Here is a 17965-nt window from a genome sequence, read left to right on the forward strand (position 1 = left end):
GAATAGAGAAGAACCTGGAGTCAGTTCGTCATGGCAACGAAATATCTTAAATACTTTTTCGAACCGAAGTCCATCGCTGTGATTGGCGCGTCCGTAAAAGAAGGCAAGATGGGACAGATTGTCCTGAAAAATTTGGTGGAAAGCGATTACCAAGGCGCGGTATACGCTGTCAATAAACACCGCCAGGACGACATTTTAGGGGTTCCTACCTACAAAAGAATCAAATCTTTACCCGAAAAACTCGATCTGGCTGTGGTGTGTACGCCACCGGAAACTTTACTGCTGATTATGCAGCAATTAGTGTGGAAAGGTGTGCGCGCAGTGATGTTGCTGACCGGCGGGCTGTCACGCAAACACAGTTGGGTAGACAACAACATCAATCTTGCGGTGTTGCGTTTGGCCAAGGCTCATAATATCCGGGTGATTGGCCCCAATACCCTGGGTCTGATGTCTTCAGTCAATCCGATCAATATCAGCTATGGCCATTTACCTATTCTGCCGGGCAGCGTGGCTTACGTCGGCCAGTCTGGCACGGTGGCGAGCAGCATACTGGACTGGGCGTACGCAAGAGGGTTCGGCTTTTCTCATTTCATTAACCTGGATGACCGGGGCGATGTGGACCTTGCTGACATCGTTGACTACTTGTCTTTGAATCGATCAGTCAAAGTCATAGTGCTTCATGTGGAAGACATTAAGCGACCGGATAAGTTTGTTGCTGCGGTCGGTGCCGCAGCAAAAGCCAAACTGGTGGTGGCGGTGCGCTCCGGTGACAGCAATGGTTTATACGATGGCAAGGACAGCGGTTTGGCGGAAGGCATTCAGGATTCCGGCAGAATTTATCGCCAGATGTTCAGGCGTTTAGGGGTAATGCATCTTAAAACACCGATTGACCTGATGGAGAGTTTGCCGATTCTTGAACAGCAAAAGCGGTTTAAGGGGCATCGTCTGGCGATTTTGTCGAACAGTATCGGAATGGCGATGGTGGCCAGCGATCGCTTGTACGACCAAGGGCGTGACCTGTTGGCGAACTTGAGTCAGGAAACGGTGGCTAAGCTCAGTAAAGTTTTACCCAAATACTGGTCGCACCGTAATCCGGTGGATCTGGATGTGGGCGCTTCGGCGGAGATTTACCTGAAGGTCGCGCAGATCATATCGGCAGACCCGAACGTCGACATTCTGATGGTGTTGCACGTCCCCAGTGCTCATGCACACTCGATGACAATTGCTGAACAGTTGGTGGAACATTGCTCCACAGTAAAAGTACCTATGTTGATGTGTTGGGTCGGCGAAAGCAGTTTGCAAAAAGCCAGGGACTTGTTTGATGAGCATTCTATTCCTTCGTTCAATAGCCCTGAAATTGCCACACAGGCTTACCGCCATGCGATGAATTATCACTTTACCAAATCCATCTTGCGGGAAACGCCGGTGCGATTGAATTTGCCCGGCAGTAAGGAAGGTTCCAAAAAGTTATTCAAACGATACACGCCGGGTTGTGTGTTGAACCCGGATACCATGGTCGAACTGGTGAAACTGTACGGTTTTGAAATGGTGGACACGGTATTCGCCGATGACATCCCTGGCTTGCAACGTAACGTTGAAAAGTTAGGGTTTCCGGTGAACCTCACTCTGATTAATACCCGCCGGTTAACGCCGTTTTCATATCGCGATGACCCTTTGAAGTGGCGGGGTTGTCAGCGAAATGTCAGTGATCAGGCGGAATTGAAAGACGCAGCGGAGACGTTGCTTAAACGTTACCAACAGCATGACCCGGAGAATCCGGTGTTGATGTACAGCGCGCAGAAGGTGTTGGCGCCGTCCTTTGGTTTGCAGTTTAACTTTGGGGTAACCCGGGATGAAAAATTCGGGCCGTTGATTTTCTTTGGCGCGGGCGGTTCTACGGTGAACATTCGATCCGACCGACAGGTGGCTTTTCCTCCGTTAAATATGACGCTTGCCGGTGACTTAATCCGTCGTTCCTACGTTTCGCATTTATTGCAGGAAAATGGCGGTGTAGGTGAACTTCAGAAGAAAATTCTGGCGAAGGCGTTGGTGTCTTTATCTCAGATGGTGATGGATCAGCCTACGCTTGGGTTGTTGGAAATTTCGGCGCAATTCCACCGTAAAGATAAGTTGGTGATTTACGATGCATCCGGTATTGCTGCCTCGAAAAAACCGTCTCTTTTTCAAGGCTATCCTGAACAGTTGATTGAGCCTGTGGTCTTAAAACGCTCGAAAACCGGCGTCATCATTCGGCCGATTCGGGCCGAAGATGCTCATGCGATGATTGATTTTCAGAACAGCATTTCACCGGAAGCCAACCGGTTCCGGTTTTTTCATCGTCAGGCGCGTTTTTCGGCCACGGAAATCGCCCGTTTGACTCAAATTGATTACGACCGGGAAATGGCGTTTGTAGCGGTAAGCCAGAATCAGTTTGGAGAAGACCGGATCATTGGTGAAGTCAGAACCTGGACCGACCCGGACAATGTGTCTGCTGAGTTTGCGGTCATGGTACGGGATGATCAGAAGGGCGAAGGCTTAGGGGTGACGTTGATGAATAAAATGATTGGCTATTGCAAACAAAGAAAGACACTGGCCATGATCGGAACTGTGTTACCCGAAAATTCAGCGATGCTGAGATTGGCAGAGAAGTTAGGCTTTGAAAGTTGTTATAACTCGGAAGAACAGGTTTGTGAACTCTTCCTGAAGTTAAATAGGCCGAGTGAAGATTGGCAAAAAGTCAGGTTTCAAGCACTGGCGAATGGTTAACCGATCGCAGAGTTTCAGAGTCAGTCGTAATTTTGCTTAAGAATAGGTTTTGTAGAAGCAGAATGCTGAATACTAAAAAGGCTTCTGATTGAAAGCCTTTTTAGTTTTACTAAGGCGTTAATCTTTAAACACAACGCCTAAGTTTGTGATGTATTTATCGACGATGGTTTCAAATTCACTTTTAACCACGGGTGTGATCATGGCGCGCGTCAGTTTTGGCAGTGGCAAAGTCAGTGTTGCCTGAGTTGCGAACTCGATGTCTGTGCCGCCATTGGCGCCTTCGGTGATTTTCCAGGTGCCCGCAACTTTACCGTTGCTGTCACTGGTTTTTGCCGGTTTCCAGGAAATATCACGCGTGCTTGGATCGGATGCGTATTCACAAGCGTATATGGTTTGAATGGATGCGGAGCCTGCGCCTACTTTTTCCATTTCCCAGCGATATACGTTTTCGCCTTCTTTGACCAGGTTCTCTAACTTCGGAAAATGGCTGGTGGATTCAGGTACATCGGCCAATAGTTTAAATACAAGATCAGCGTCCGCTGCAACAGAAAATGATTTATTGATTTCAATGGAAACGTCAAAAGCCATTGTGGTTCCTTTCAGATTTATCTTATCAGTGATTATTTTTTGTAGTGAGGCGTCTGAGTGAAAGCGGGCTTTCAATCTGCGTTCATTACATTTTTATTGTGTAACGGTATTGTAGAGGCAGTGAAGGGGAAGATGGAAGTGCCAAAGCGTCATAAACCTTAGCAGGTTGTTGGTTTTCTATCTGTGTTGCCCTAACGGCGTTAAAATCAGGCTCAAAATGCTCATTTATAAATTATAAACTCCGCGTTTTCGCCTGATTTTGCCTTGTTAGTCCTGCCTCGATAACGAAAATCAACAGCCTGATAGGAAGTGATGCAGTTCGCTGAAGATTTAGGAACCGTGCTCGTTTTAGCAGTACGCGAATGCGGATCAGAGGTTAGCAAGTACGGACGACAAACAGGATTCTGAGTTTTCAATCCAGTCCGCATAACAGATTGGAACAACCGTTAAGCCCGCTCGCCTGAATACCTTATAGGATGAGGTATCGTAAAAATCCTGCCATTCGCCCGGAAAACCGATGAGGTCAATGGCCACAAATTTCTCGTGCTTGCGGCATAAGATGTCCATGGTCTGGCCTGCAATGGTATAGCCTTTCCAGGTGGTTATCTGATGTTTTGACAGATGATGACAGACCACCTCCTGAAAATAATCCAGCGTTTCTGAGGTTTCATTGGCTGACGTAGTTTGCGTCGGGCTTTCTATGTATTGCCTCAAAAGATTGTTGATGTGCAGCTTCTCGGGTGAAACAGACACAAACACCCATTGTTTTTGCTTCGCTCGGGTGATTGCAACGTTAAATACATCTTCTCTGTTAAGATAACCACTGGCGTTTAAGCTGTTTTCACAAACGCTGAACGATAACAGCATGATATCGCGCTCTTCCCCTTGGAACTGATACGGGGTACCTACCCGGATATTATGTTGCTCGATATCACCGGCGCTGACTTGGTTGGCGATGGTTTTGTCCAGATACTCAGCTTGAGTTCGATAGGGTGAGAGCACGCCGATGGAAGGCTTCGCCTTCATTGGTTTGGCGTCCTGAACGATGTCGCAGAGCTTTTCAACCAACGCTTTGGCTTCCTGAGTATTAATGCCTTGCTTATTTCTCGTTCCCGAGCACGAATAAAAAACCAAGTTACCGTTTTCGTAAGCCCCCGGCCGGTGTTGCATGACTTTCAGGCGATTTCGATAAAACTTATAGTTACTGAAAGAGATGAGGTCCGACTTACTTCGGAAATGCTCGTCCAGCATGGTGACCGATGACTGGTGGGTGATTTGTGCTGAAACTTTGTCCAGTAAGCTGTTGTTGCGATAAGAGTGCTCTTCAAACTGACTGGTATCTATGCCGTGCTTGTCCAGCAGGCTTTTTTCTTTGGCGGATGATAGGAAAGAGACGTGGCTTAACTGTTTGGCATCTCCTACGACCATTACTCGCTTGGCTCGGTACAGCGCAGGAATAGAAATGGCCAGATTACACTGAGTGGCTTCGTCAAAGATAACGGTGTCGAATAGTGACTCGGTCAGGGGAAGTACTTTGTGTAACGTCGATAGGCTGACCAACCAAACGGGAAAGGCGTCCAGTAATACAGCGTAATCAATCTCATTGAAAAAGGACTGCTGCTTCAATGAGGTTCTGGCTTTTAAGGCTTTGTTGAAATGCACCAGATCATTACGGCTGTTGAGCAGCGTTTGCTCCAGCTGGGCGTTCTTAATTTGTTTGATGTATTCAAACGACATTTTTTCCTTTTGGGTATTCAGCTGATCCAGTTGTTCCATGAGATCCCAAAGGTTCGCCGCGCGTTTGACTCTGTATCTGATGAGCTTGATTCTGAGTCGTCTGAACCAGCCAAGTGTTTCAGATGGGTGCTTGGGGGCAATGACTTGTCCCCATTTCACCGACTGTTTGGCACGACGAACGAATAATGCTTCAGTTTGATGTTCGTTGGCTTGTTTAAGCTTTAATTCTTGGAACCGGTTTTTCAGTTTTTCTTTTGGCTCGGCGCGGGTGCCTGTTTTTAATAAATCATCAATGTAAGATTTTAATTCTCTTAAATATTCTGCCCGTCCTGCGCGAACCACGCCTTCTTTGATGCCGAAATCGGACATCAGTTTTTCAGCGATCACTTCCACGGCTTGTTCGGTTTCACTGACCACCAATACTTTTTCACCATGAAGTACCCGATCCGCGATCATTGCGGCAATGGTGAAGCTTTTACCCGTACCGGGTGGGCCAGAGACTAAGCCTAAGGTTTGGGATGCACAGATAGATAACGCGTCTTGCTGAGCCGTGCTTAATTGGACAGGCAGTATTTCGGGCTGGGAGTTGACCGTGTTCTGTGATGAGTCGCCGGAACGAGACGTGCCTTGTTGAGCGTGCAGAACTGATGCTGAGCCGGGTTGCTGGAATGTGTTCGCTGACCTTGATTGCAGTCCGCCTAAAATGGCTTGGCAGGGCAGGCTGGTATGAGAGGCTTTGGCGATGGCATCCAGTTCATGAACAATGCCTCTTGAAGCCTTAGGTCGGTCAATCAAGGCGACGGCGGCGGCTGATAACACCTGAACGGAAGAGGCTTGTGCGTGCTCGGTTAACTCGCCTTTTGATGCGAGTTTGGGGTATTTCAAGAGCGGCAGCACGTCTTCGATGATCGTAAATTTCTCCAACCAAGATGCAATTTGACCGATGTTTAACTCATGGCTTCCGTCTTTGGGTGCGGGGAAGGTGTCCATGACACTGTCAATGTTGTCAGCTGTAATGATCGAGCGAAGCAAGGGGGTATTAACGTGGACTTCGTCTGACAGTTCGACGTAGGTGATGTTGTCTGAGTTGACGAGTTGTGCCGGATAATAAATCAGTGGCGCACACACCGTTCTGTTTTTGACCAGGTTTTCAGGTTTCAGTGTGCCCGCTACGAAGATGACTCCGTAGGTTAACAGCTTCTCTCGTTGGTAGGTGGTTACCTGATTTGATAGATGTTGTGCCAGGTTCGCATTGATCGGGTATCTGGGAAGACTGTTATTGGCTAACTCATCCTGGCCGCTGAACACCTCAAAGTCGTTCTTCTTTAATTTGAAGATGTCCCAAAAGTTAACGTGTCTGTTATCTGCCTGATAACAGTCGCTGTAAAATCGGACTAAATTTTGCCAAGGATGGTTAGGTTGCATGAAGCACGTCCTTTTTGATGTACGCTTTGTGCTTTCGGCCGGTGATTGATTGTATAACACACCCAAAAGGTTATGGATGTGTTGTTCATCATTTTACAACGCTAACACCAGCATCAAGGTTCCTGGTGGCCAGATATGAGAGTCGCTTATCTCGCTGGCTTAGTGCTGGTTAGTTCAGTATCGGTTGGCTCAGTCACTGAAATTGTCGTTCAGGCTGGCAACCACGTCCAGTATTTCAGTGGTAATGAGTGCCGCAGACCCGGTGAACTGACTGATAGCGTCGGACTCGCCCAATTCGTCGTGGATCTCTTCTGAATAGGTGTCCGATAATTTTATACGCTTGAGGATTAATTGATCGTCAATCACTAAGTCCAGTTTGTCTTTCCAGTTTAAGGCAAGGCGAGTTACGCTCATTCCGTTGTTGAGGTAATTCAGTGCGTGTTCGTCTGCCACATCCATACCCGTTAAACGTACCGAACCGCCATCTTCATCGTCGCTTTTCAGTACTGCTTCAAAGCCTAGCGTCATGTGCTGTGGTAAGTCGTGTTTACCGTTCAGCCAGGCGGACATCACGGTCGCCGGGGACATGTCGGTTTGAAGCGGTACCACTGGCATGGAGCCTAAGGCTTTTCGTAAACTGCTGGCGACTTCTTCCGCTTTGGATGAGCTGCCTGCGTTCACGAACATCATGTTCTTTTCCGGAGCAATGATGGCTAATGTATCGTTGGTGCGAGATAGCGCGTTCGGTAACAATAAGGCAGTTATGTCTTCTTTCAATTGTGCTTTTTCTTTGCGACGTACCGGACGGCCGTGCTCGGCTTCTATCTCTGCCACTTTTTCTTCAAGGCGCTCATTGATGGCCGAAGGGGGAATCACTTTTTCTTGCTGACGCAGAGAGACGATCCAGAAGCCCATGATTTCATGCACCAGCATGTCTGGCGCCTGTTTGACCGGAGCGGCCCAGCCGTTGCGTTTGCGCTCTTGCTGGCTGCACGATTTAAACGGGTAATCTTTTAGTTTGCTTTCCAGTTCTGTCGCGTCTATATCAAGCGGACGGGTAATTTGATAGATGAAACATTGTTTAAACATGCACTGTGTTTACCTGTGTTGGATGTTCTTGTCGTTCGGAATTGTCTTAAAGCTGGTTAAGTCGAATCCAGCTTTCCTGAAGTAAACGAACTTGTTCGTCGCTTTTGTCCTGGGACATCAGTAATAAATCCGCGCATTCGCGCAGTTGGTCATCAAACTCTTCCGGCACCCGGTCCGGGAATAATTCGTAGACGCTTTCAATTTCGAAATTGAGTTCATCATTGAAGGTTTCGGCAACCAGTTCCAACCAGCGCTCAACGATGGGAGCGTTCATGCAATAAACGGTTTCGCCTTCCAGGTCGCTGTTGAGTTCTCTCAGTACTTCCCAGGCAGGATGGCCCATTTGGCTGAGTTGGTACTCTTCCAAATCCAGATCGCTGAGTCGTGCTTCTTCATCGTTCCAGCTTTCTTCCGGAGTGATGATGGCGTCTTTGATGTCGTTGTTTTCGAGTGTCCAGGCAGCAATTACCGGAAAACTTTGATCACTGTAGCTACTGCCTTCAATGGCAATAAAACGGGGTAAGGTATCACTCATAAAGCTGCCTTGATAAAAATATAAAGAGAAGATGTATTTGGAGCAGGCAAGTGTAGCAGGAATTCCGTTCTTGGCTCTAGTTGGAATTAAGTAAGTGAATCACAGGAATGTATAGAACAAAACTAATGGCACCAATAAATGGTGGCAGGTCTTGATCAATGGCTGATCAAGACCGGAGCAGCGATTTGAATTAACGTGCGCGTTTCAGACTGTTTTTGTTGAAATCGCCGTCGTTCAGGCCACTCTTGAACTGAAAATTACTCATGATCAGGTCGGTGCTTTTACCCGTTTGCAGGTTGCTCATGGTGGTCATGTGCGGGCGCCAGTATTGACCAAGGTATTCATTCCATTCGCTGGTCACCATGGTTTTTAATAAGGAGTTTTTACGATCATAAAACTCCACTTTCAGGGTGCGGTATTCTTCCTGATCAACCCAGGCGACCTGCTTGGTATAACCAGAATATTTATCAATCGGGTCACGTTCAACAACGAAGCATAGCATGCCGTTGTACTCTTCATCCCGCAGGTATTTATACTCGTATTTTTCAACTTCCTGAGGGGTCATGTCTTCAAACGCAAATTCACTGCCCATGAACGGGCCGGATTTATTGCGGCTGGCAATGCGTTTGACGCGGCCTACTTTGGGTAAGTACAACCATTGGTCATCCGACTCGACTTTGTGCGAGAAAGAAAGCAGTGCTGTACCTTTCACGTCTCTGGGTGAGTTAAACAGGGTCAGGCTTTTATCGCCGTCGTTTTCAACTTCCAGTGCCTTAACGGAAAGGTCGCGGGTGGTTTGGTCGCCGCGCTTGTTTCTTAAAACCATTTTCATGGAAGCCGAGGAGTCCTGCCAGCCGGTGTTTCGCTTGTCGGCTTCCAGGGCAATAGCAAGCCCTTTTTCTTCGGCGGTTTCAGCCCATCCTGCTGTTGTAAACAATGAGGACGTCAGTAACGCACCGACGAGGGTCGCGGTGTGGTAAAAATTGCGCTTAGGCTGGCTCATGCTCAGACTCCTTTTTGAGTGGCTGCGATTGGCTCTGGTTACTTTTGTTGTTTTGGTTGTTGTCTGTTGTATCGGTGTGTGCTGTTGCGTCTGTCGAAGAGACTCCTTTGCGGTTTTTCTGGCGTTCCGACAGGTACTTTAATAATGCGGGTAAGAACAAGAAGTCGATAATCAGTGCGATCAGAATGGTCATGGCTGTCATCAATCCCATCTGAGAGTTCATGCTGAAGTCAGAAAGGGCCAGAATTCCGAAGTTCACACAAAGAATGGCGGTGGTGACAATCAACGCCACACCGACGGTATCAAAGGCATAACGAATTGCGTCGTCGGTGGATAAACCTTGTTCGCGTTTGGCGCGTAAGTACTTACTCAACAGGTGAACCGTGTAATCCACCACGATGCCCAGCGTCATGCAGGTGACGATCGACAAAGATACGCCAACACGGCCACTGACAATTCCCCAAATACCAAAGGCAATAGCCGCTGGTGCTATGTTGGGCAGAAGGCTGAGTAAACCATACTGGTAAGATTTAAGCGCGATGGCCAGCACCAAAGAAATTAAAACGATGGCCATGGCGGTGCCTTGCAACATGCTATTGATGTTGCGCTCACCGATGTGCGCGAACATGATGTCCCGGCTGGAGCCTTGGTCCACCATGTACTCCGGTAGATTCTCTTTCATCCATAAATGCGCACGATCTGCGAAGGCCAGCAAATCGACGGTACTAAGTCGGTGAATACTCACTACTACGCGAGTGGCCGACTTATCAATATTGACCTGATTGTTTAAATCCAGACCGAACGGCAAGGAGATTTCATACAATAATAAATACTGAGCCGCTAATTCACGATCGTCCGGTACTTTATACCAGGCCGGGTCATCCCCATGCATGTTCTTGTTAAGACGCTTCATGACGTGAATGAAACTGTTAACGTGGGCGACTTCCGGTTGTGCTTCTAACCAGTTGGTGTATTTCTCCAGACCTTCGAGGTACTCAGGGTTAGTTACCCCGTTTTCCTCATTGGCAGACAGCGAGTACTCAACTGTGGCTACCCCGGTCAGATTGAACTGGGTAAAGTCGATGGCCTGACGAACCGGCATGCTTTCATCGAAATACTCGGCCCAAACGTCGTAAAGTTCGTTTTTAGGCACGAAAGCACCAAAGCCTATAATTACGGCCAACACGCCGATTAGAATGGATTTGTAATGCTGAATGGTTTTATTGGCAATTTTTTGCATCATCGGCAGTTCAGCTTTCTTAGTGACTTTCACTTTGAAAGGCAGAATCATGATCAATGCCGGCAATAGCACAATGGAGTAAATCCAAGCGAAAATAACGCCAATGGCGACGACATTGCCCATGTCCCGAAACGGTGGCGAATCACTGAAGTTCAATGTCAGGAAGCCAATCATGGTGGTCAGGCTGGTTAAGAACACGGGTTGGAAGTTCAGGCGCAAACTTTCTTTCACAGCTTCCCGTTTGTTCAGGCCTTTTTGACTGGCCAAAAAGAACGACACCAGAATATGTATACTGTCGGCAATGGCCAAGGTCAGGATCATGGTCGGTGCATTTGCGGCTGGCGGCGACAAATTAATGCCTAACCAACCCGCGACGCCTTCTGCCGTCCAGATGGACGCAACGATGATCACCACCGTGGCTAAAGTGCCGGTGATGGTCGTCAATAAACTGCGGCTGGCGTAGAACATATAAATGGCGATGCCGAGAATGGCCAGTAACATGGCCAACGGGATCAGGCTGGTTAAATCATTGATTGAGGATTCTTTAAACGCGTTGTTATTGATGACTGAGCCTGCCAGATAGAAGTTGGCGATGTCGCCGTATTCAGCCCGGTATTGCTCGATCATTTCGCGGCCTTGGGAGACAATCTCAGGCACTTCTTTCACTTTGTTGATGCCGGGTAATCTCACCGTCACGTTGACTGCTGTCACCCGGCTGTCTTCTGATACTATCCGGTCTTTCAGAATCGGTTCCGCCAATGCAATTTGTTCTGCATTTCTGAAATCCTGCTCGGTCAGCTCATCTGCGTATTCAATTAGATTACCGACGATCAAGTCGTCTTCTTCCGCGTAGGTGTGCTGGTAGTTGGTGACGGAATCCACCCGAGATGAGTAGGGTACTGTCCAGCCGTCTTCGGTGATCTTTTCGATCATTGACAAGGTTTTTTGTTCGAAAACGTTCCCTTGCTTGGATTCAATCACGAACAACAGAGAGTCGTCTTTGGTGTACGTCTCTTGCAGGTTTTCAAACGCCAGCATATGCGGGTTATCGTGACTGAAGAAGATGCGGTAATCCGTCGTGAAGGTGATGTTCTTCAACCCCAAAAAGCACACGTAAAAAATGGCGACTGTGGCAAGTAACGTCAGATAACGCGCTTTGATGATGGTGGTCGCCAAGCGATCCGCACTGGTGACATCCTGTGGCGCATTTGGGCTCTGTTTATTAAAGGCTGAAGAGTGTTTCTCTGTCATAGCGCTTCCTTAGCGTATGTAACCCATCGTAGAGATAATTGCGTTTATCTTGTTTGGATCGGTTACACGTTATTTTTATATTTTTTTCGGTCGGGTATTGTGCTGGCTTAGTCGGGTTAAAACAAACGAAACATTTTTCAACCCGAATGAAAATAATTCATCTGTATTCATCCTTTTAAAAGTGGCGCAAGCAATTCTTCCACCCAGTCATTAAATGCCTGAATGGCCGGGCTTTGGTGGCGGTCTTTGCGATAAACCAAATAGATGGCTTCGGTAATTTCGAATTCTTCCTTAAATGGAGCAATCAGTTCACCGCTTTCTAAGCGGGGGGACAATAATGGCTTGAGTCCGAGTGTAATGCCGTGATCTGCACAACAACTTTGCAACATGGAAGAGTAAGAATCCCACCAAAGATCACTGCTTTTGGCGGTGTAGCTCAACCCGAAAGCATCGAAATACCGTTGCCAGCCATCCGGCGCGATGGTCGAGTGGATCAAGGGGTGCGAAGTTATTGTGTCCATGGTTGGCTTATAACGGTCATAATAAGTCTTCGTCATGATGGGGGTGGCAGACAAAGGCAGAATCTTTCTGAATTCCGTGTCGCTGGTATTCAATGGCAAGCCGAAAAAAAGCATGGCGTCGAGTTCGCCAAGATCAGCGGTTGTCCACTGTAGACAGGTTTCTAATCTGAGTTCTATTTCAGGGTGCTTCTGTTGAAACTGGTTGAGCTTCGGAATGATGAAATCCGTCGCGATCATCGGAGGAATTCTGGCCCTTAATACGTTACGGCCAAAGTGACGTTGGAGTTTGTCGGTTCCGAGGTTGAGATCATTTAACGCTTTTTCAACCACCGATTGGTACATTTGGCCGGCAGGGGTCAGTTTGATTTGACGGTTATGACGACGAAATAAATCAATGCCCAGCAGTTCTTCCAGCCCTTTGATTTGATGACTGACCGCAGAGGGCGTTAAGTGCAGCTCATTGGCCGCCAGCTTGAAACTCTCATGATCGGCCGCGATTAAAAATGCCCGTAAACTTTGGAGAGGGGGGAGCTGAGTCGTCACTTTGTCTCCTCAATGGAAGCGTGCAGTTTTATAAGATGTGTAATAGTTGATCAAAATTAATTGATATGTCAAGTAAATGAATGTTTATTGATGAAAGTATCAGAACAGTTCACGTTTTATTTATCTCGGCACTGAGCGCTATAATGCTTTACACTTACGGCAGTTTTTTGAGTATTTACAGATAGGTTTTTAAGGTAAAAACAACATGAGCAGAGAAGAGCGCGATTTTAATATTCGTCCGGAAGAAGAACGTCAGGCGTTTTTGGAACAAACCTGGTGCAACGAATGTATGGAAGTGGATTTGGGCATGAAGAACCCAAAAGAGTACGAAGAAAATGGCCGGGTGTTTATCGAAGGTGAATGCTTAAAATGTGGCGGAACTGTGGTCACTGAAATCGTCGACGGTGTTGACGAAGAAGAGGACATGGAGGAGTTTTAATCCTTCAGGTGTCATCATTCTGAATAAGTTTAGGCATCATTTATCGGGTACTTTTTCCCAGTGTATGATGCCTATTCTTTTTGTCGGTTTCTACCTCACCCCTTAAACCCTTTCCCGACGATATAGACTTCCCGCGAGCGAGGGCGAGAGGCCGCAGGTTTGCGAATCAGTACTTTACTGAACGAGCTGCGAACGTCTTTTAAATACTCTTCATACCCGACACCCTGGAATACTTTTGCACAGAAGTTGCCGCCGGGTTTTAGTACGTTCCGGGCCATGTCCAGAGCAAGTTCGACCAAGTACATGGAGGAAAATTGGTCGGTGGCATTGACGCCACTGATGTTCGGGGCCATGTCTGAAATGACGACATCCACCACATCGTCTCCCAGTGTTTTCAGAATTTCTTCAAAGACGGATTCTTCGGTGAAGTCGCCCTGAATGAAGTCGACGCTGGCAATGGAGTCCATCGGCAGGATGTCGGAGGCAATGGTGCGGCCTTTGTCGCCCACCCAAGGCGCTACAATCTGTGACCAGCCGCCAGGCGCCGAGCCTAAATCCATCACCACGTTGCCGGGGCGAATGATCTTGTCTTTCTCGTTGATCTCAATCAGCTTATAACTGGCACGGGAGCGATATCCGTCGAGTTGGGCTTTCTTAACATACGGGTCGTTAACGTGTTCGTTCATCCATTTTTTACTGGTTTTTGATCGAGCCATGGAGCAAGCCTGCTGTATATCCTGAAAAATAGCCGCACATTGTACGCCTTCAGGTTTGATCTGCAAAACTCTTTGAAGTCGAAACGATGAGTGTTAATCCGCTTTATCTGATTCAAAAAGCATACCTGACATAAAAAGCGCGAAACGCTATAATCCGCCACATTCCTCATCACCTATTTACCTTTGCCGGAGACACCGGCCAGGACAGACCATGATTCGCATTTCGGAATTAGCATTACCCCTTGATCACCCAGAAGAGGCCATTCAATCGGCGCTGTTAAAACGTCTGGGCATTTCAGCCAATGAATTGATTGATTTTACGGTGTTTAAGCGCAGTTATGATGCGCGTAAAAAGAACACTGAAATTAAGTTTGTGTACATTATTGATGCAAACATTCAAAACGAAGCTCAGTTATTGGCCCGGTTTGAAGACGATGTTCATGTTAAGCCAGCGCCGGATACCAATTATTATCCGGTGGAATCGGCACCGGCTGAGTTAACCGAGCGCCCGGTGGTGATTGGTTTCGGGCCATGTGGTTTATTTGCGGCTCTCACTTTGGCTCAGGCGGGATATAAACCCATCGTTCTTGAGCGCGGTAAAGAAGTGCGGGCGCGAACCAAAGACACTTGGGCGCTGTGGCGAAAACATAATTTAAATACCGAGTCGAACGTACAATATGGTGAAGGTGGGGCAGGGCTCTTTTCGGACGGCAAATTGTACAGCCAAATTAAAGACCCGAAATTTTACGGTCGCAAGGTCATGCATGAGTTTGTGCGTGCCGGTGCGCCGGAAGAGATCATGTATGTCAGCAAACCGCACATAGGTACCTTTCGTTTAACCGGCGTGGTTTCCCGTATGCGTGAGGAAATTAAGGCGCTGGGCGGCGAAGTGCGTTTTGAAAGCAAAGTGTCTGATTTGCATATTGACGATGGCCGAATCACCGGTGTGAGTTTAGAGAACGGTGAAACCATTGATAGCCGTTATGTGGTGTTGGCGTTGGGGCACAGCTCGCGTGATACTTTCCGTTTACTGCATAAAAAAGGTGTGTTCATTGAAGCCAAACCCTTTGCCATTGGCTTTAGGGTGGAGCATCCGCAATCTGTGATTGATAAGTCGCGTTTGGGCAAATATGCCGGTCACCCGGAGTTGGGGGCTGCGGATTATAAAGTCATTCATCATGCGAAGAATGGTCGTGCGGTTTACAGCTTTTGCATGTGCCCTGGTGGCACTGTGGTGGCGGCGACGTCGGAAGAAGGTCGTGTTGTGACGAATGGCATGAGTCAATATTCCCGTAACGAACGAAATGCCAACTCTGGCATTGTGGTCGGCATTCACCCTGAACAGGATTTTCCTGGTGGCCCGCTTGCCGGGGTGGAGTTGCAGGAGAAGCTGGAAAGCCACGCCTATGAAATGGGTGGCCGTGATTATTGTGCTCCGGGGCAGTTGGTCGGGGACTTTGTTAAAGGTATTCCGTCCACGGAACTCGGTGAGGTAGAACCTTCGTATAAGCCGGGGATTAAACTGACGGACCTGGCGCCTTCGTTGCCGGATTATGCCATTGAGGCCATCCGGGAGGCGTTTCCTGCTTTTGGTAAGAAAATACGTGGGTTTGATCGTCCCGACGCCGTATTAACAGGCATTGAGACCCGGACTTCTTCGCCAGTACGTATTACCCGTGACAGAGAAACGCTGCAAAGTCTGAATACCCGTGGTTTATATCCAGCGGGTGAAGGCGCAGGGTATGCCGGAGGGATTTTATCAGCGGGTGTGGATGGCATCAAAGTGGCCGAGGCTTTGGTGAATGCCTTGCTGGATGATTTAAAAGGCGCGGACGCATGAAGTTAGATGATGTAAAAAAGCTGCACCATAAAAAATATCGTAATCAACTGGGGTATTACCTGGTGGAAGGCGAGCATCTGATTCAGGAGTTACAAAAGGCTCATTCAGTGCGTACTGATGTGCAGCGACAAGGGGATTCAGCTCGTATACGTTTGTATGTGACGGAAGATTATCAAGCGTGGTCTTCTCCTTTTGAAAAGCAGGTTGTCAGTAAAAAACAGATGGCGCAATTAAGCGATACTAAAACGCCACAAGGGATCATCGCATGTGTGCCGCTGCCTGATAAACAAGCTTCTGTAGGCATCGAACAAACCAATGAGCGTTGTATTTATCTGCATGAAGTACAAGACCCGGGCAATCTGGGAACCATTCTAAGGACACTTGCCTGGTTTGGGGATTTTCGCTTATTGCTCAGCCCTAACAGTGTTGACCCCTTTAATCCGAAAGTGGTGCGCTCAAGTATGGGGGCGATTTTTCATGTGCCGATGGAACTGGACGTTCAATTGGATGATTTGCAAAATCGTTTTGATCGATTTGCTTATTTGGATATGGATGGCGAGAACATATCGAGCCCTGCGTTCAGCGAATTTTATTGTTACTTGTTTGGTAATGAGGCCCGAGGGGTGCCGCATGATGCGCTGCAAGCCTTGAACGCTCAGGCGTTTACGATTCCTGGTCGTGGCGCTATTGAGTCTTTAAACCTGGCGATGGCAGTGAATATCAGCGCTTATCAGTTGTCGGTTTAGCCGATGCTGATACGTCAGTTTGATTTTGGTGTGTCAGCTTGATGTTGAAGTGCTGGTATCGGCTTTTTCGTTCAGTACCCACTGCCATTGTGCATCGGGCTTTTCTCGCCGGTCTCCAATAACTCGTGCGGGGTTGCCTACCGCAATGGCGTACTCGGGGATGTCCTGTGTGACGACGGCCCCCATACCGATGACGGCGTGGTTGTGAATATGAACTCCGTCGACCACGCTGCTGTTGGCGCCGACCCAAACGTCTTCGCCGATGGTGATTCCTTTGGAAGAAACAGCTTGTTCGCGAACCAATAAATCAGGCGCCAGTCCGTGGTTAAACGCGAAGAAAGTGCATTGACAAGCGATGCGGCTATTGTCGCCGATGCTGATGCCGGACGAGCCTCCGTCCATACTGACACTGTGGTTGATTGCCACGTTTTTACCCAGTGATGCCGGGCCGTGAATAAATACGTTGGCAGCGATGGTTGAACGATTACCTATGGTGATGGTTCGCCCTCGCTCGGCAAACAGATGAGCGGTGGGGGCGATGAAACAGTCGAGTCCGAATTCCACCGTTTCCAGAGTGCTTATTCTTGCCTGTACAGCGTCTTGCCAGGGCTTTGCCCACGCTTTCAGTTTGGGCTTCAAACTGTGATAGAGCCAAGGCATGAAGGACATGCGTTGTTTGTGTTGCTCTTGGTAGTCTGCCTGATCCATTGTCGGGGGGTTAAGATGTTCTGTTTCGGTCATGAAGGTTTATCAATGATTCGGTTAATCGGTGGTTTACTGGAAAAAGCGCCGCTATTGGCAATATCGCTGAACGTCCGCCAATACTCGGTTGTACTTGTCGTCACTGGCGTGCATTAACCGACTTCTGGCTTCTTCGCATTGTTGTTCTCTGGTCGGTTGCTGTGCAGGCGCATGAGTTGAGGTTTGTTTGGTCGGGTGCGTCGCGCGGTGGTCTTGTGCACTTTGCTCACAGAAACTGTAATTGACTTTCATCAGCTCCGTGCCTTCAGGGGTTTGCTCAACAGCAACGCAATCGCCGGTACGAAGCCGGTTGGGTGGCGAGGCAATTGAAAACGACTGACCGGACATGAGCTGAACAACGACTTTGTGTGCTTCCTGGCCGGAGGTCATTGCGGCCTCTAACCCGGCCCCTACCAATGCTCCGCCAAATGCGCCCCAGCCTCGGTCGTTCTCGGCAATGACCGCGCCTGTAATGGCGCCTAAAACAGCCCCCCGGCCATAGGTTGCTTCAATTTTATGCACCTGATGTGTCACGACCCGCCCATAATTTATTTGATTGGGCAGGTAAGCCCTCTCCGCCAGAGCGATTGAACTGAATGTAACCGACAGACCAACGACTGTGTTGAGAAACGCTTTCATAGAGAACATTAAAAAATCACCTTTTATGTAAGAAATTTGTCATCCAACCTTGGGGACATCGCTGGGGTTCGAATGGTTGATCTCTCATATTCGAATTCCCTGATACCTACTATGGTTATTTTAGGTCACTGCTGGCGTGAGTGTGG

General features: G+C 48.1%; 14 protein-coding genes. 4 read left to right on the forward strand and 10 right to left on the reverse strand.

The annotated features are described in order from the left end of the window. Positions 1–30 precede the first annotated feature (30 nt). Complete coding sequence (locus tag ABD744_RS21040; RefSeq protein ID WP_344800571.1) at positions 31–2766, forward strand: bifunctional acetate--CoA ligase family protein/GNAT family N-acetyltransferase; 2736 nt, start codon at positions 31–33, stop codon at positions 2764–2766. A 117-nt stretch (positions 2767–2883) separates the two neighbouring features. On the opposite strand, the gene ABD744_RS21045 is transcribed toward ABD744_RS21040, so the two are convergent. The 7 genes from ABD744_RS21045 to ABD744_RS21075 all read right to left on the reverse strand — a co-directional run bounded on the left by ABD744_RS21045 (position 2884) and on the right by ABD744_RS21075 (position 12698). Next, entirely contained in the window at positions 2884–3354 is a 471-nt protein-coding gene (locus ABD744_RS21045; RefSeq protein ID WP_344800572.1) for an SRPBCC family protein, read from the reverse strand. 369 nt (positions 3355–3723) lie between these two features. Continuing rightward, complete coding sequence (locus ABD744_RS21050) at positions 3724–6516, reverse strand: DEAD/DEAH box helicase (RefSeq protein ID WP_344800573.1); 2793 nt, start codon at positions 6514–6516, stop codon at positions 3724–3726. Between the two features lie 189 nt (positions 6517–6705). Continuing rightward, positions 6706–7605 carry a recombination-associated protein RdgC gene (locus tag ABD744_RS21055; RefSeq protein WP_344800574.1) on the reverse strand — a complete coding sequence of 300 codons (900 nt, stop codon included), beginning with the start codon at positions 7603–7605 and terminating at the stop codon, positions 6706–6708. Between the two features lie 46 nt (positions 7606–7651). Next, on the reverse strand, positions 7652–8140 hold the full coding sequence (locus ABD744_RS21060) for a hypothetical protein (protein ID WP_344800575.1): 489 nt from the start codon (positions 8138–8140) through the stop codon (positions 7652–7654). Between the two features lie 190 nt (positions 8141–8330). After that, on the reverse strand, positions 8331–9143 hold the full coding sequence (locus ABD744_RS21065; protein WP_344800576.1) for an outer membrane lipoprotein-sorting protein: 813 nt from the start codon (positions 9141–9143) through the stop codon (positions 8331–8333). Further along, on the reverse strand, positions 9130–11634 hold the full coding sequence (locus tag ABD744_RS21070) for an efflux RND transporter permease subunit (RefSeq protein WP_344800577.1): 2505 nt from the start codon (positions 11632–11634) through the stop codon (positions 9130–9132). Before ABD744_RS21070 ends, ABD744_RS21065 begins: the two co-directional genes overlap by 14 nt. A 167-nt stretch (positions 11635–11801) precedes the next feature. Continuing rightward, entirely contained in the window at positions 11802–12698 is an 897-nt protein-coding gene (locus tag ABD744_RS21075) for a LysR family transcriptional regulator (protein WP_344800578.1), read from the reverse strand. A 205-nt stretch (positions 12699–12903) separates the two neighbouring features. Here ABD744_RS21075 and ABD744_RS21080 point away from each other — a divergent pair, with 205 nt between their 5' ends. Further along, positions 12904–13137, forward strand: a complete 234-nt coding sequence (locus ABD744_RS21080) for a hypothetical protein (RefSeq protein ID WP_344800579.1) — start codon at positions 12904–12906, stop codon at positions 13135–13137. A 95-nt stretch (positions 13138–13232) separates the two neighbouring features. Here ABD744_RS21080 and rlmE read toward each other — a convergent pair whose 3' ends face one another. Beyond that, on the reverse strand, positions 13233–13853 hold the full coding sequence (gene rlmE / locus ABD744_RS21085) for a 23S rRNA (uridine(2552)-2'-O)-methyltransferase RlmE (RefSeq protein ID WP_344800580.1): 621 nt from the start codon (positions 13851–13853) through the stop codon (positions 13233–13235). A gap of 211 nt (positions 13854–14064) precedes the next feature. Between rlmE and ABD744_RS21090 the strand changes: the two genes are divergently transcribed. Beyond that, positions 14065–15693: an NAD(P)/FAD-dependent oxidoreductase gene (locus ABD744_RS21090; RefSeq protein ID WP_344800581.1), complete on the forward strand. Its 1629-nt coding sequence runs from the start codon at positions 14065–14067 to the stop codon at positions 15691–15693. Then, complete coding sequence (locus ABD744_RS21095; protein WP_344800582.1) at positions 15690–16439, forward strand: TrmH family RNA methyltransferase; 750 nt, start codon at positions 15690–15692, stop codon at positions 16437–16439. The genes ABD744_RS21090 and ABD744_RS21095 overlap by 4 nt, the downstream gene beginning before the upstream one ends. Positions 16440–16472: 33 nt before the next feature. On the opposite strand, the gene ABD744_RS21100 is transcribed toward ABD744_RS21095, so the two are convergent. Both ABD744_RS21100 and ABD744_RS21105 read right to left on the reverse strand, forming a co-directional pair. Beyond that, entirely contained in the window at positions 16473–17180 is a 708-nt protein-coding gene (locus tag ABD744_RS21100; RefSeq protein ID WP_344800583.1) for a DapH/DapD/GlmU-related protein, read from the reverse strand. Between the two features lie 51 nt (positions 17181–17231). Then, positions 17232–17828, reverse strand: a complete 597-nt coding sequence (locus tag ABD744_RS21105) for a hypothetical protein (RefSeq protein WP_344800584.1) — start codon at positions 17826–17828, stop codon at positions 17232–17234. Between the last annotated feature and the right edge of the window lie 137 nt (positions 17829–17965).

It is taken from the genome of Litoribacillus peritrichatus (genome assembly GCF_039537985.1).
GTDB lineage: Bacteria > Pseudomonadota > Gammaproteobacteria > Pseudomonadales > Litoribrevibacteraceae > Litoribacillus > Litoribacillus peritrichatus.

Coding starts and splice junctions, on each gene's coding strand:
- ABD744_RS21040 (WP_344800571.1), top strand. CDS start 31: ATGGCAACGAAATATCTTAAATACTTTTTCGAACCGAAGTCCATCGCT.
- ABD744_RS21045 (WP_344800572.1), bottom strand. CDS start 3,354: ATGGCTTTTGACGTTTCCATTGAAATCAATAAATCATTTTCTGTTGCA.
- ABD744_RS21050 (WP_344800573.1), bottom strand. CDS start 6,516: ATGCAACCTAACCATCCTTGGCAAAATTTAGTCCGATTTTACAGCGAC.
- ABD744_RS21055 (WP_344800574.1), bottom strand. CDS start 7,605: ATGTTTAAACAATGTTTCATCTATCAAATTACCCGTCCGCTTGATATA.
- ABD744_RS21060 (WP_344800575.1), bottom strand. CDS start 8,140: ATGAGTGATACCTTACCCCGTTTTATTGCCATTGAAGGCAGTAGCTAC.
- ABD744_RS21065 (WP_344800576.1), bottom strand. CDS start 9,143: ATGAGCCAGCCTAAGCGCAATTTTTACCACACCGCGACCCTCGTCGGT.
- ABD744_RS21070 (WP_344800577.1), bottom strand. CDS start 11,634: ATGACAGAGAAACACTCTTCAGCCTTTAATAAACAGAGCCCAAATGCG.
- ABD744_RS21080 (WP_344800579.1), top strand. CDS start 12,904: ATGAGCAGAGAAGAGCGCGATTTTAATATTCGTCCGGAAGAAGAACGT.
- rlmE (WP_344800580.1), bottom strand. CDS start 13,853: ATGGCTCGATCAAAAACCAGTAAAAAATGGATGAACGAACACGTTAAC.
- ABD744_RS21090 (WP_344800581.1), top strand. CDS start 14,065: ATGATTCGCATTTCGGAATTAGCATTACCCCTTGATCACCCAGAAGAG.
- ABD744_RS21095 (WP_344800582.1), top strand. CDS start 15,690: ATGAAGTTAGATGATGTAAAAAAGCTGCACCATAAAAAATATCGTAAT.
- ABD744_RS21100 (WP_344800583.1), bottom strand. CDS start 17,180: ATGACCGAAACAGAACATCTTAACCCCCCGACAATGGATCAGGCAGAC.
- ABD744_RS21105 (WP_344800584.1), bottom strand. CDS start 17,828: ATGTTCTCTATGAAAGCGTTTCTCAACACAGTCGTTGGTCTGTCGGTT.